Genomic DNA, 13,661 nt, shown 5'->3' with positions numbered 1-13,661 from the left:
TCTACCGCACAGCGCACCAGTCTGCGCGGCCTGCGACCTTGAGACTCCCGGCCGACCGGTCGCCCATTGACCGGTCGGCCGCTTCGTGTCCTAACGACCCGGTGGAGTGTTCACCGGATCCTTCCTTTGTGGAGGCGAGGAAGGCCTGCACCCGCTCCATGAGCAGCGCGGCCGCCTGCGGGTCGTATGCGTCGAGTGAGGAGTCTGCGAAGAGATGCTGGTCGCCGGGATAGACGAAGAGCTCGGCGACCGGTGTGGAGTCGGCGAGTTCGCGCGCGGCCGGTAGGTCCTCGTCGAAGAACTCATCGCCTTCCTTGCCGTGGATTTGCACCGGCAACCCTTGCGGCCAGGTGTCCCCGTACTCGGTGACGGGCATGCAGGAGTGCATGAGCAGCGCCCCACGGGCACCGGGTCGGGTTTGCGCCAGCCGCTGGGCGATCGTCACGCCGAAAGAGAAGCCGGCGTAGACGAGTCCGGGGGCGAGCTGGTCGGCGGCGGCGATACCGCGTTCCCGGATCGCTTCGAAACCGGCATCACGGGCGAATCCGAAACCCTCCTGGATCGTGGCGAACGTGCGGCCGTCGAACAGGTCGGGGGTGTGCACGGTGTGCCCGGCCTGGCGCAGGTCCTCGGCGAAGGCCCGTACTCCGTCGGTCAGGCCCTGGATGTGGTGGTACAGCAGTACTTCGGCCATGTCAGTGGTCTCCCCATGCTCATTGAACGACTTTCTTGGAACGTTCTGCGATGGTAGTCTGTTTAGTCATGACCGACAACTCCCCTGACTACGAGCTGGCCGATCGGATGGCGCTGTCCACGGCTGACCAGGTCAAGGCCATCGGTCATCCGCTGCGCACCGCGATCCTGCAGCTCCTCCACGAACGGGCCGCGACCATCACCGAGCTCGCCGTCGCGGTCGATCGCCCCAAGAGCACGATCGCGCACCATGTGGGCGTGCTCAGCCGCAACGGCCTGCTCCAGGTAGTACGCACCCGGAAGGTTCGGGCGATCGAGGAGCGCTTCTACGGGCGCACCGCGCGCATGTTCCACGTGACAGCCGAGCCGTCACCCGCAGGTGAAGAGATGCCGGGAGACTTCAACGACTTCGAGGTGGCCGCACGTGAGTCGGCCACGGCGTTCGAGCAGCGAAAGCTCTGGGGCTTCATCCGGCATGCGCGCATCTCGGAGGATCAGGCCTCTCAGTTCTGGGACCGGATGGCCGAACTGGTCGATGAGTTCGACCGGACGCCGAGGTCCGGCGACACCGTGTACGGATTCGCCATCGGCATCTACCCCACCGACCACCCCAGACTCCCGACGGCGGAATGACGCACCGACCCCGAGCCCAGGACGGCCAGCCAGGCGGGCGGCGAGGATTCTTTGCCCCTGAACCACGGTGGCGTCCCGCGATGCGTCCTCTTCGGGCTGTTGCCCGCTAACCAGGACCTCTACCTTGCCGCCGGTGACATGTTCGTGCGGCGGCTTGGAGCCGGTCGAAGGGATCGTCCAGGAACGTACCCAAGTAGCGAACCGTCGTCTCCTCGACGGCGAAACCAAGCCGGTTGGCCATAGCCACGCCGCTCGGCCGGCGCCGTCGGGGAAGAAGAACCGCTTGAGGTCGGCCACCGGTGGCGCTCCACCCACGGACGGCGTGAACGCGGCATTCGCCGTCGTCGAGACTCCTTCGGACAACGGCCGGCCCCGCACACCGAGGCCGGCCCGTCGTCGGGTCTAGGAGCCCTGTTCCTTCTTCTCCAGCCTCTCCCGCTCCGCGAGTGCCGCCCGCTCCCGCAACTCCGCGGTCACCGCCCGCTCCAGCAGCGCGGCGTTCTCCGCCCGCGCCGCCGACAGGCGCTCGCGGTGATCGTCGAGGCGGTCGTCGAGCTGCTGGGCCCGGCGCACCTGCTCGGCGGCTTCGGCACGCGCGCGTTCGGCCTCCGTCGCGGCCGCGGTGACCCGGGCATCGGCGGCCGACCGGACCTCGGCCAGATCCCGCTCGTGACCGGCCTTCGCGTGCTCGATGGCACGATCGTGCGCGGCGGTGGCCTCGGCCAGTGCGGTACGCGCCCGGTCGGCGTCCTGCCGGGCACCGGCGGCCTGGGCGACGGCCTCGGTCGCGCGGGCCTCGGACCGGTCGGCGGCGGTGGCGGCCATGTCGCGTTCGGCCTGCGCGGCGACCACGGCACGCGCCGAGGCGGCCCGGGCGGTCTCGGCGCGGTCGGCGGCGGTGACCGCCTCGTCGCGTGCGGCCTGCGCGGCGGCGGCCAGTCCCCGGTCGCGTTCGGCGTCGGTTTCGGCCCGCTCGGCGCGAACACCCGCGTCGGCGGCACGGCTTTCGGCCGCGTCACGTTCGGCGGCGACGCGCTCGGCCTGTTCGGCGGCCGCGCCGGCGGCCAGACGCGCCTGATCGAGTTCGGCACGCAAAGCGGTGAGTTGCTCCTCGTGGGCCCTGGCGGTGCTGGTCGCCTCGGTCTGGGCGTCGCGCAGGCGCCGGAAGGCGTCTTCACGGTCGGTCTTGGCGGTGGCGACCTGGGCGGCGGCCTCGGCCTTCACCGCACTGATCTTCGCTTCGACCCCGGCGGGGCTCATCTCGTCGGCCAGTACTCGCGCCAGGGGTTCGATCGCCTGGGCGAGGCCGGTCTCCATGCGGTCGTAGAGGTCTTCGGCGCGGGCCAGGGCGCCTTCGAGGCCGGGGGAGGCCCGGCGCAGGTCCCGATCGCGTTTGGCCGCGCCCTGGCAGGTCCCTTCGGGGCAGTACTGGCGTGGCCGCCCGCGCCCGGCCCGCTGAGGAACGATGGCGCCGCAGTGCTTGCAGAGAATGTCCGTTTTCACGTGAGCAGCCTAACAGATTTATTGAATTACTGGAAATACTAAATCAAACATACTTAATGGGCGTGTCGCTCCGGACTGCCATAACTCACGGGAATGAAGATTCCCGCAAGTAATCACGCTCGGATCGGCCACCGGAAACCCACTTGCCCCACGAGCCCCACCACTGGCAGGCTCCGCCACGTGCCGGAGACGAAAATGCATGACGACGAAGTGGACATCGACGCCGCCCTCGTGGCGCGGCTCCTCACCGCGCAGTTCCCCCGATGGGCCGGCCGGCCGCTCCGGCCCGCAGCGTCGGGTACGGACAACATCACCTATCGCCTCGGCACCGACCTCGCCGTGCGCCTCCCCCGCACCCCCGGGACACAGCACCAGGTCGGACTCGACGGCACCTGGCTACCCCGCCTGGCACCCCACCTGCCACTGGCCGTCCCCGAACTGCTCGCCCTCGGCGAACCCGGCGAGGGCTACCCCTTCAACTGGGGCGTCTACCGCTGGCTCGACGGGGAGGACTTCGACCTGGCCCGCGTCGACCCCCACCAGGCCGCCGCCGACCTCGCCGGCTTCGTCCACAGCCTCCAGGCCATCGACGCCACCGGCGCACCCGTCCCCGCCGACGACCCTTTCGAACGCGGCACACCACTCGCCCCACGCGACACCCTGTTCCGTGAGGCCCTCGACGAACTCCGCGACGAGTTCGACACCGGCCTGCTCCTCGCCTTCTGGGAACGGTCCCTGGCCGCGACCCCATGGCAGGGCCCGCCGGTGTGGATCCACGGCGACCTCATGAGCGGCAACCTCCTCATGAACAGCGGGCACCTGTCGGCCGTCATCGACTTCGCCACTCTGCGCGCCGCCGACCCGGCCGGCGACCTCCTGGCCGCCTGGTACGTCTTCGACGCCCAGACCCGGCAGACCTACCGCTCCGAACTCGGCGTCGACGACGACACCTGGGCACGTGCACGCGGCTGGGCCCTGTCGCTGTCGCTGATCGCCATCCCCTACTACCGCAAACGCTTCCCCGACCAGGTGAGCGACTCGCCCGCCCTGATCGCCGAGGCCCTCGCCGACTTCGTCGCCGAAGGCTAGGGGCTACGGTCCGGTCAGCACGCCGATGATCTCCCGGCAGGCCGCCGGGTCCCAGGTCAGGCCCGCTCCCGTCGACCACAGGAAGTAGTCGACGGCCCGCACCAGAGTCCAGCCGCGCGCCTTGCCGCCGTCGAGTCCGGCGAGCTCGACGAAGCGGTCGAGGCGCGATGCGACCTCGTCGCGTCCGGCGAACCTGTTCCACAGCAGCGGGCCCAGCGCGAACTCCGGATCGCCGATCACGCCACGGGGGTCGATGGCCAGCCACGGCTCCCGGCCGGCGGCCAGCACATTGCGGTAGTGCAGGTCGTGGTCGACGAGCACTCCCCCGGCGCCCGCCGCCAGTACGCGGCAGGCCTCGCCCGCCTCGTCGAGGAGACCGCGTGGCAAGGGGCGCCCCAGCGCCTCCCACTCATCCACCCACCGCTCGGGCCAGACCCGGACGTGCTCGGCCAGCTGCGGCAGCTCGCCCGGCGAGGCGGTCACCGACAGGCGGCGCAGCAGCCTCGCGGCGGCCTCGACGGCGGCGGCGGGTTCGAGGTCGTCGAGGGACCGGTCGGCGTTGAGCCGTTCCAGCAGCAGCGCGCCACGCGAGGCGTCGGTGGCGGCGAGCCGGACCGTGCCGCGCTCGTCCCACTCCGCCAGGGCGGCGATCTGGTTGTCCACCTCGGATGATGGGCGCGACACCTTCAACGCCAAGGCATCCCCGTCGGCCGACCGCACCGGGATCATCACGCCCACATGACCGTGCCTGGAGGTGCCGTCGACGCGCAGATCCCAGCGGTCGAGCAGGTCGGCGGCCAGGTCGGGGAAGGCAGCGAGCCATTCCGGGCCGCCCGGACGCGCGGCCGTGTCGCGCGCGAACGCCGCCGGGACCAGCGCCGCCGCGTCTTCACCGCGTCGGGTCATCGCCGCAATCTAGCCGACGGGAAGTTGCTGGGTCGAGCAGTGGACGCCTCCGCCGCCTTCACCGAGGGTGTCGACGCCGACCTGCACGATCTCGCGTCCCGGGTACAGCTCGGCGAGGATGGCCGCGGCGTCGGCGTCGGCCCGTTTGTCGCCGAACCGTGGGGCGATGACGCCGCCGTTGACGACGTAGTAGTTGACGTAGCTGGCCAGGAAGTCCTCACCGCGGCGCCCGATGTCGACCGGTTCGGGCAAGGCGACGATGTCGAGGCGCCGGCCTTGCGCGTCGACGGCCTCGGTGAGCACACCGTGGGCCTGGTCGTAGGCGGCGGTCCACACATCGGGCGGTGTCTGCTCGTCAGGGGTGCTCATGACGACGACACCGGGCCGGGCGAAGCGCGCCAGGGCGTCGATGTGGAAGTCGGTGATGTCGTGACCGGCGACGCCGTCGACCCAGATCACCGTGGTGACGCCGTAGAGGTCTTTGAGGGCGGCTTCGATGTCGTCGCGGGTCTTGCCCGGGTTGCGGTTGGCGTTGACCAGCGAACTCTCGGTCGCCATGAGCGTTCCGGCGCCGTCGACCTCGATCGAGCCGCCTTCACCCACGATCGGCGCCTGGATGCGGGCGATGCCCGCCTCGTCGAGGATCGTGCGGGCGACGCGGGCGTCGTTGTCGTGGAACTGTTTGCCGCCCCAGCCGTTGAAGTTCAGGTCGATCCCGGCGACACCGTCGGGCCCGAGGACGAAGTTCGGGGCGGTGTCGCGCGCCCACAGGTCGTCGACGGTCGCCGGCAGGACGTCGACACCCGAGCCGCACGCCTTCGCCGCCGCCGCGACGTCGCGTTCACCGGCGAGCAGGACGACCGGTTCGAACTCGGCGATGGCCCGTGCGATACCGGCGATGTCGGCGCGGACGTCGTCGACGTCGGACTCCCAGATCCGCCGCGTCGGCCACGACATGTAGGTCAGCTCGTGCTCGTGCGTCTCGTCGGGCATGCGCCACGCCGACGCGTCAGCGTCAACCACCACCGGACTCCGATCCCCACTCTCACAGGCCGCCAGTGCCGCCGCGGTCCCCGACAGCAGCGCCGTGGACAAGAACTCACGCCTTCGCATCCGCACGGCACCACTCCCCCACCTCGCGACGCCCCGTCGGTTCACCCTAGGACGGGACGGAACCGGTGAAGGCCGAAAATACTGGATCAACGCCACCGGGGAGGTAGGACAGAGGTAGCGGGAGGCGGTTTTGGGGGCGCTGTGGGCATCTCAGGGCGTTTTGCCTGGTCAGGGCGGCGGAAGGGAAGCCTGTGGCCTGGCTTTGGGTAGCTCGTGGTGAGAACGGGGCGAGCATTGCAGCAGCGCACCGTACCTTGGAGCGGACCGTGCAGCTGGACGACCGGATCGTGCAGCGTGAGATCTGTGGTCTCCATGTCAGCCCAAGTGCTGCGGCAGTGTCAGCGGCTCGATCGCCTGGCCGGTCCTCTGCGTCCGTCAACGAAATCGGGCTGCGCTGGATCGGAGTGTCGGGCAGCATGGCGGGGTGCCGGATCTGCTGTGGGACGACGTGCGGGACTTCTTCGACCCTGACCTGATGGGCGCTCTGCCGGATGTGTGCGTGGCGGGTGCCTCGGTCGAGGACTGGCAGGCCGTGTTCGACCTGGTCCAGTCGAGCGGTTGGACATGGGAGTACTCAGCAGGCGGAATCGCCGCACCGCTGCCGACTGCCGCAGAGGTGCTGTCTCGGCCCGCCGACGCCGAGGCGGTCGATCTGCGGGTGTGGCCGGTGCCGCACGTACTGGTGATCTTCCGGCCGTTCTCCGACGAGGAGATCGACTTCGACGTCGACCTTCGTGAGCTGCGAGGGCAGGCAGGAGTAGACACCCTGTGCGGATTCCTGAGCGCGATCGGTCGTCGGCTGGGCAAGCCCGTGACCATGACCGCCGAGGGCCACTATGGGCCTCCGGTGCTCGGGTTCGACCCAGATGTCGACCGCGTGGTGCTGCTGGCGCATTCCCGCCTCAGCTGAATCGCTGCCGAGACCCTCATGCCGACGCGGCAGATCTCACAGGACCGCAGGCCGACGCCTGGCCAGTGGGCCCGCGGAGGGCTCTCCGAGACCGCCAAGGCCCATCCGCTGCAAGCAATCTACGCCGAACGGCCCGCCCGAGCTGAAGTCGATCCCTGCAACCCGCCGCACCGGTAACCTCCGCTCAGGAATGCGTTCAAGGCGACCGCGACGAAAGGACCCGACAGCGGTGAAGGAACCAGAAGGTGGAGCCCAGGGATGAAGGCCGTGACTTTGGGCAGGAAGGCCGCCGCCGCCGTCGCCGCGATCCCGGGCGTCATGCTCCATCCGGGACTGTCCGATGCGGAGTTCATGGTCATCGAGGCCCGGTACGGCTTCGCGTTCGCCGATGACCATCGCGCCTTCCTCGCCGCTGCGCTTCCCGTCGGCGATGGGTGGGTCGACTGGCGAAACGGCGACGAGGAGACGATCCGAGACCGCCTCGCCTGGCCGGTGGAGGGCATCTTGTTCCACATACCCGGGGCGCTCGGATTCTGGTACCCGACCTGGGGCGAGCGTCCCCAGCGGGAGGCCGATGCTCTGGCCATCGCCCGGGAGCATCTCGCCGGCGTGCCCGGCATGGTGCCGGTCTACTCGCATCGCTTCCTGCCCGCCGGTCCGGGCGGTGGCGGACATCCCGTGCTCTCCATGCACGCCGGCGACATCATCGTGTACGGCGACGACCTCGTCGACTACATCGGCCGAGAGTTCGGCGTGCCCATCGATCATCGCGCGGAGGGGACGCCGACGGTGGAGTTCTGGCGTGACCTGGTGAGCTAGCCGGTCTGCGGGCCCGTGCGAGACCCGCTCCACCGCGAGATCACCCCATGCGTTTCGACGTCCGCCCCGCCGCCCGCACGATCGCCGCGGTCAGTGCCTGGTGCTCGGGTGCGTAGAAGGCCGGGGTGCATCGTCGGCGCGTGTAGCCGTAGGCGACGCCGGAGCGCGGGTCGGCGAAGCCGAGGCTGCCCGGTGTGCCGCTGTGGCCGAAGGCGTCGCCGCCGAGGGCCGGGTACTGCGCCAGGTTCTCGAAGCCGACGTTGAAGCGTGCGGGCATGCCGCTCACCAGGTCGTTCCCGGTGGACTGGACGGCGGTGAACACCGCGACGGTCCTCGGGTCGAGCAGTCGCAGGGCCGCGTCGTAGAGGCCGGCGAGTCCCTGGGCACTGCCGACGCCACCGGCGGAGAACTGCCCGAGGGCGCGCATCCGGCGGTCGTTGGCGACCAGCGTCGGATCGGTCGGTTCCTCGGCGTCGAGGTTGTAGGCGATCGCCGCGACGCTGCCCGCCCCGGGCCAGCCGGACCACAGCTCGGCCTCCTGTTCGGGGGTGAGCACCCAGGGCTTGATCTCACGGAAGCGTTCTTCGAGCTCGGCGGGCAGTCCGACATGGAGGTCGAGACCGAACGGCACGCGGAGGCGTTCCTCGTAGTGTTCCCGCAGGCCGCGTCCGGTGGCGCGGAGGACCACCTCGCCGATGAGCGCGCCGACGACGTAGGCGTGATACCCGTAGGCGGTCCCGGGTTCCCAGTACGGCGCTTGCGCGGCGACGCGGACGGCGATGGCCCGGTCGTCGGCGAGTTCGGCGGGGGTGAGTCCACCGTCGACGCCGGGTACGCCTGCTTGGTGAGCGAGGAGCTGTCGGAGGGTGAGGCGGTCTTTGCCGTGCGCGCCGAACGCCGGCCAGTGGGAGGCGACGGTGTCGTCGAGGTCGAGGACGCCGTCTTGGACGAGTAGGGCGACGGTGAGATAGGCGGCGCCTTTCGTGGCGGAGTAGACGCCGGTGAGGGTGTCGCCGTTGATGTCGTCGCCGGTCCACAGGTCGACGACGAGGCGGCCGTGGACGTAGGCGGCCAGTTGCGCGTCGGGTGGAGTGTGCTGTCCGGTGGTGAAGTCGGTGAAGGCGTCGCGGACGTCGGCGTAGCCTTCGGCGACGGTTCCCTGGATGTGTGTGGTGGTCACGGGTTCGTGCTCCGTTCTCGCATCGCGGTGGTCACCGCTTTGACGAGCCGGGTGGCGCCGATGTGACCGTCAGACGGTGTCGCCGAGTGATTCCAGGAGCAGTTTCAGGGTGGCGGCGAGTTCGGTGCGTCCGTTTTCGGGGAGTGCCGCGAGGAGGCGTTCCTCGGTGGCGAGGTGGTCGGGCAGGGCGCGGTCGATGAGGTCGCGGCCTTCGCCGGTGAGGGCGACTTCGACGACGCGGCGGTCGTCCTGGGCGGCGGTGCGGGTAACGAGGCCGCGTTCTTCGAGGCGGTCGAGGCGCTGGGAGATGGCGCCGGAGGTGACCATGGCGGCGCGCATGAGTTCGGCGGGTGTCAGGTGCGGGTCGCCCGCGCGGCGCAGGGTGGCCAGCACGTCGAAGGATGATCTGTCGAGGCCGTGCGCGGCGAAGGTCTTGCCCTGTTCGGCGGTGACCAGGCGCGCCAGGCGTGTCAGCCGTCCGCAGACCGCCATCGGGGAGGCGTCGAGGTCGGGTCGGCGTTCGGCCCATTGTTCGAGGATCTTGTCGACATGGTCGGTCACGTCCACAGCCTAGAGGTGCGCTTGGTGCCGAAGGGAGCGGCGGCGTGTGCTCAGTGCCAGCAGTGTCAGCCAGGTCAGGGCGATGGCGACGGTGAGCCGCTGGAGGAGTCCGCCGAACTCGACGAGGCCGGGTTGTTGTGCGAAGGCCGCGCCGGAGGCGAAGAACGCGATGAGGAAGCTCGTGGCGGTCACGGCGGTGTAGACGGTCCACGCGATGCGGCGCTCGGTGATGAAGCGTGCGGTCATGATGGTGCAGAGCACGGGGAATCCGAGGAAGACCGGTAGTGCGAACAGGTCGTGCAGGGTGCCCGTGGTGGTGGGATCGGTGACCGCGTCGGGGGTGCCGGGCGGGTATCCGCTGACCGGGTCGGTGATGAACAGCCCTGAGCCGATCATGCCAAGGCCCCATCCGGCGAGCAGGACCGGTGCCCACAGGCGGCCGCGTCCGGGTTTCAAGGCGGGACGCAGGCCGGCGGCGTAGACGGTGTAGAGGATGCCGCAGACGATGAAGTTCGCCGTCTGGGTCCAGCCGTGTTCGCCGAGCGCGAGGGAGCTGATGGGGTGGCGTAACGGGTCGTAGTCGGCGCGGGTGGCGCCTGCGACGGCGGCGGTCAGGGCGAAGAGGGGTCCGCCGACGGCGCCGCACAGCAGCGCGATCCGGACGTGCGCGTCCTTCATGCTCGTCAACTTTAGTTGACACCACGACTCGCGTCAACCAGGGTTGACTTGTGAAAGTGTTCACAAGGCCGTCGCTCACCGTGTTCAGGTAGCGTCGCCCGCATCATGCCGATCACGCCCCTCGCCCACCCCGGCACCCCCGACGCCCGCGGACCGGCCCGCTACCTCTGGTGGCTGGTCATCCGCCAGCCCTGGCGCGTCCTGCGCGGCTCCTTCTTCGGCACCGTCTGGATGGTCGGTTTGACCCTGCCGCCCTACCTGACCTCGCGCGCCATCGACGACGGCCTGCGCGCCCGCGACACCGGCGCGCTCCTGACGTGGACCGCCGCGATCGTGGCCGTCGGCGCCACCAACGCGCTGCTGGGCATGATGCGCCACCGGACGATGACCTTCATCCGCATCGACGCGTCCTTCCGCACCGTCCAGGCCGTCGTCCGCCACGCCACCCGCCTCGGCGCGGCCCTCCCCCGCCGCCTGTCCACCGGCGAGGTCATCGCCGTGGGTTCCACCGACGTCAACCGCATCGCGCAGGTCTTGACCTTCGTCGGTCCCGGCGTCGGCTCGGTCATCGCCTACTTCGTCGTGGCGATCCTGCTGTTCAACGTCTCGGCACTGCTCGCCGCGATCGTCCTCGTCGGCGTCCCGGCGATGGTGCTGCTGGTCAGCCCGATGCTGCGCAGGCTCCAGCGCGTCGAAACCGAATACCGCGAACAGCAGGGTGTGCTGACGGCCCTGGCCGGCGACGTCGTATCGGGCCTGCGCGTCCTCAGCGGCATCGGCGGCAAGGAACTGTTCGCCTCCCGCTACCGGCAACGCTCGGCGGCACTGCGCGACGAGGGCTACCGCGTCGGGTCGGTCGCCAGCTGGATCCACGCCTGCGCGGTGGGCGCACCCGCACTCTTCCTCGCCGCCGTCATCTGGCTCGGCGCGCGCACCGCCGCCACCGGCGACATCACCGTCGGCGAGCTCGTCGCCGTCTACGGCTACGTGGCGATGCTGACCACGCCGGTGTACTTCTTCATCGAGACCAGCTACGACTTCACCCGCGGCCTGGTCGCCGCCCGCCGTGTCACGACCGTCCTCAACCTCGAACCGGACGTGACCGAGGCGCCGTCGACCGTTCCGGTCCCGGCGGGCCCGGCCGATCTGCACGACCCGGTCACCGGCCTGACCGTGCCCGCGGGGACGCTGACGGTCGTCGCCGCCGACGAACCCGCCGAGGCGCTCGCCCTCGCCGACCGGCTGGCGCGCCTGACCGACTCCGACGCGACCTGGGGTGGGGTGCCGCTGTCGGGGATGCCTTTCGCCGAGCTGCGTTCCCGGGTCGTCGTCGCCGACAACGACGCCTACCTGTTCGCCGGGTCGGCGCGCGACACGCTCACCCCGCCCGGTGAGCACACCCCCGAGGCGATCGCCGCGGCGGTGCACACCGCGTCGGCCGAAGACGTCCTCGACGCGCTTCCCGACGGTCTCGACACCGCCGTGGGCAACCAGGTCCGTACCCTGTCGGGCGGTCAACGGCAGCGGCTGCGGCTGGCGCGCGCGGTCCTCACCGACGCCGACGTGCTGATCCTGATCGAGCCGACGTCGGCCGTCGACAGCCACACCGAGTCGGTCATCGCCTCTCGCCTGCGCGCCTTGCGCGCCGGGCGCACCACGGTCGTGGTCAGCACCTCCCCGCTGTTCCTCGACCTCGCCGACGTCGTCGCCCACGTCCACGACGGGGCGGCTGCCACCGGCGACCACGAGACCCTCCTGCACACCAGCCCCGCGTATCACGCCCTCGTCGACCGGCGCACCGGCGACGACCAACCCGCCGAGGCCGGCCGATGACCAGCACCCGCCTGCCCGTCGCCGACCGCCGCGACGTTCGCCGCGCCACCTGGCGCCTCCTGTCCGGCGACCGCCGGGCGCTGACCACCGTGCTGGCGCTGTACTGCGCGGCGGCCGCGGCGGGCCTGGCCGGACCGTGGATCGTCGGCCGCATCATCGACCAGGTCGAGTCGGGCACCACCACCTCCACCATCGACGTCCTGGCCGCGACCGCCTGCGCCTTCGTGATCACCCAGGTCCTGTTCACCCGCGCCGCCCGCTACGCCGGGCACCGTTTCGGGGAACGCGCCCTGGCGCGCCTGCGCGAACGTTTCCTCGACGATGTCCTCGACCTGCCCGTGGCCACCGTCGAGCACGCCGGTACCGGCGACCTGATGACCCGCGCCTCCTCCGACGTGGCCACCGTCGGCAACAGCGCCCGCGACGCCCTCCCGGAGATCTTCCTCGGTTTCGTGCAGATGGTGTTCATCGCCGGGGCGCTGTTCGTCCTCGACCCGATCCTCGGGCTGTGCGCGCTGATCTCGCTGCCGGCGCTGACCCTGGTCACCCGCTGGTACCTGCGCCGCGCCCGCGACGCCTACCTCGCCGAAGGCGCGGCCAACACCGAACTCGCCGAAGACCTCGCCGCCACCGCCGAAGGCGCCCGCACCGTGGAGATCCTGCGGATGCGCGCCGGGCGGATCACCGGCAACGACGAACGCATCGGCGCGGCATTCGCCACCCGGGTGCGCACACTGTGGCTGCGCAGTGTGCTGTTCCCGAGCATCGACATCGCCCACACCCTCCCGGTGGCCGCGACCCTGCTCATCGGCGGTGCCCTCTACCTCAACGACCAGGTCTCCCTGGGCACCGTCGCGGCGGCCACCCTGTACCTGTGGCAGCTGGTCGAACCGATCAACGCCGTGGTGATGTGGATCGAGGCCCTGCAGGCCGGCAGTGCCGCCTTCGCGCGCATCGAAGGCGTCGGGAAGGTCCCGCCGGCCACGCCCCCGTCGGGACGCGTCCCGCACGGCGACCTCCTCGACATCGACGACGTCCACTACGCCTACCACGCGGGGCACGACGTCCTGCGCGGTGTGAGCCTGTCGGTCCGGCCAGGCGAGCGGCTGGCCATCGTCGGCCCGTCGGGTGCGGGCAAGTCCACGCTCGGGCGGCTGCTGGCGGGAATCGACGCGCCGTCGGCCGGGCGCATCACCATCGGCGGGGTCGACGCCACCGACCTCGACGCGACCGAACTGCGGCGCCGCGTCGCGCTGGTGACCCAGGACCACCACATCTTCCTGGGCACCCTGCGCGACAACCTCGCCCTCGCGGCGCCCGACGCCGACGACGCCCGCATGTTCACCGCGCTGGAGGCCGTCGGCGCGACCTGGCCGGCCGACCTGCCCGCCGGGCTCGACACGATGCTCGGTTCGGGCGGGATGCAGCCCGACGCCTCCCAGTCCCAGCAGCTCGCCCTGGCCCGTCTCGTCCTGGCCGACCCGCACACCCTCATCCTCGACGAGGCGACCTCCATGCTCGACCCGCGCGCCGCCCGCGACGCCGAACGGTCCCTCGCGGCGGTCCTGGAAGGCCGCACCGTCATCGCCATCGCCCACCGCCTCCACACCGCCCACGACGCCGACCGCGTCGCCGTCATGGAGAACGGTGTGGTCACCGAACTCGGCAGCCACGACGAACTCGCCGCCGCCGGCGGGACCTATGCCTCACTGTGGCGGTCCTGGCACGGGGGCTAGTCCAGGT

General features: G+C 70.7%; 13 protein-coding genes. 6 read left to right on the top strand and 7 right to left on the bottom strand.

All coding sequences use genetic code 11. The features are described 5' to 3' along the window. Position 1 precedes the first annotated feature (1 nt). Complete coding sequence (locus HNR73_RS07995; RefSeq protein WP_184786649.1) at positions 2-694, bottom strand: dienelactone hydrolase family protein; 693 nt, start codon at positions 692-694, stop codon at positions 2-4. 68 nt (positions 695-762) lie between these two features. Here HNR73_RS07995 and HNR73_RS07990 point away from each other — a divergent pair, with 68 nt between their 5' ends. After that, on the top strand, positions 763-1,326 hold the full coding sequence (locus HNR73_RS07990) for an ArsR/SmtB family transcription factor (protein ID WP_184786648.1): 564 nt from the start codon (positions 763-765) through the stop codon (positions 1,324-1,326). 402 nt (positions 1,327-1,728) lie between these two features. Here HNR73_RS07990 and HNR73_RS07985 read toward each other — a convergent pair whose 3' ends face one another. Then, the gene (locus HNR73_RS07985) at positions 1,729-2,829 is read right to left on the bottom strand and encodes a coiled-coil domain-containing protein (RefSeq protein ID WP_184786647.1); all 1,101 of its coding nucleotides are present in this window, start codon (positions 2,827-2,829) and stop codon (positions 1,729-1,731) included. A 195-nt stretch (positions 2,830-3,024) separates the two neighbouring features. Here HNR73_RS07985 and HNR73_RS07980 point away from each other — a divergent pair, with 195 nt between their 5' ends. Next, positions 3,025-3,918 (top strand): aminoglycoside phosphotransferase family protein, encoded by an 894-nt coding sequence (locus tag HNR73_RS07980; protein ID WP_184786646.1) that lies wholly within the window; start codon positions 3,025-3,027, stop codon positions 3,916-3,918. A gap of 3 nt (positions 3,919-3,921) precedes the next feature. Here HNR73_RS07980 and HNR73_RS07975 read toward each other — a convergent pair whose 3' ends face one another. Beyond that, positions 3,922-4,824, bottom strand: a complete 903-nt coding sequence (locus HNR73_RS07975; RefSeq protein WP_184786645.1) for an aminoglycoside phosphotransferase family protein — start codon at positions 4,822-4,824, stop codon at positions 3,922-3,924. A 9-nt stretch (positions 4,825-4,833) separates the two neighbouring features. Beyond that, a complete protein-coding gene (locus tag HNR73_RS07970; RefSeq protein WP_203685816.1) occupies positions 4,834-5,847 on the bottom strand; it encodes an agmatine deiminase family protein in 1,014 nt (337 codons plus the stop codon). Positions 5,848-6,361: 514 nt separating this feature from the next. On the opposite strand from HNR73_RS07970, the gene HNR73_RS07965 reads away from it, so the two are divergent. Both HNR73_RS07965 and HNR73_RS07960 read left to right on the top strand, forming a co-directional pair. Beyond that, positions 6,362-6,847, top strand: coding sequence for a hypothetical protein (locus tag HNR73_RS07965; protein WP_184786643.1), 486 nt, complete (start codon positions 6,362-6,364; stop codon positions 6,845-6,847). A gap of 258 nt (positions 6,848-7,105) precedes the next feature. Beyond that, on the top strand, positions 7,106-7,666 hold the full coding sequence (locus tag HNR73_RS07960; RefSeq protein ID WP_184786642.1) for a hypothetical protein: 561 nt from the start codon (positions 7,106-7,108) through the stop codon (positions 7,664-7,666). 40 nt (positions 7,667-7,706) lie between these two features. Here the strand turns inward: HNR73_RS07960 and HNR73_RS07955 are convergent, their stop codons facing one another. The 3 genes from HNR73_RS07955 to HNR73_RS07945 all read right to left on the bottom strand — a co-directional run bounded on the left by HNR73_RS07955 (position 7,707) and on the right by HNR73_RS07945 (position 10,085). Continuing rightward, positions 7,707-8,846: a serine hydrolase domain-containing protein gene (locus HNR73_RS07955; protein ID WP_184786641.1), complete on the bottom strand. Its 1,140-nt coding sequence runs from the start codon at positions 8,844-8,846 to the stop codon at positions 7,707-7,709. A 69-nt stretch (positions 8,847-8,915) separates the two neighbouring features. Continuing rightward, complete coding sequence (locus tag HNR73_RS07950) at positions 8,916-9,407, bottom strand: MarR family winged helix-turn-helix transcriptional regulator (RefSeq protein ID WP_184786640.1); 492 nt, start codon at positions 9,405-9,407, stop codon at positions 8,916-8,918. Positions 9,408-9,416: 9 nt separating this feature from the next. Next, positions 9,417-10,085 carry a DUF998 domain-containing protein gene (locus HNR73_RS07945; protein WP_203685819.1) on the bottom strand — a complete coding sequence of 223 codons (669 nt, stop codon included), beginning with the start codon at positions 10,083-10,085 and terminating at the stop codon, positions 9,417-9,419. A gap of 105 nt (positions 10,086-10,190) precedes the next feature. On the opposite strand from HNR73_RS07945, the gene HNR73_RS07940 reads away from it, so the two are divergent. Then, positions 10,191-11,918: an ABC transporter ATP-binding protein gene (locus tag HNR73_RS07940; protein ID WP_184786639.1), complete on the top strand. Its 1,728-nt coding sequence runs from the start codon at positions 10,191-10,193 to the stop codon at positions 11,916-11,918. Beyond that, positions 11,915-13,654, top strand: a complete 1,740-nt coding sequence (locus tag HNR73_RS07935) for an ABC transporter ATP-binding protein (protein WP_184786638.1) — start codon at positions 11,915-11,917, stop codon at positions 13,652-13,654. Before HNR73_RS07940 ends, HNR73_RS07935 begins: the two co-directional genes overlap by 4 nt. Positions 13,655-13,661 lie beyond the last annotated feature (7 nt).

Origin of the sequence: Phytomonospora endophytica, assembly GCF_014202425.1 — a bacterium.
Taxonomy (GTDB): Bacteria; Actinomycetota; Actinomycetes; order Mycobacteriales; family Micromonosporaceae; genus Phytomonospora; species Phytomonospora endophytica.
The sequence above is the reverse complement of the archived record's forward strand: the minus strand, read 5'-3'. Positions and strand labels throughout refer to the sequence as shown.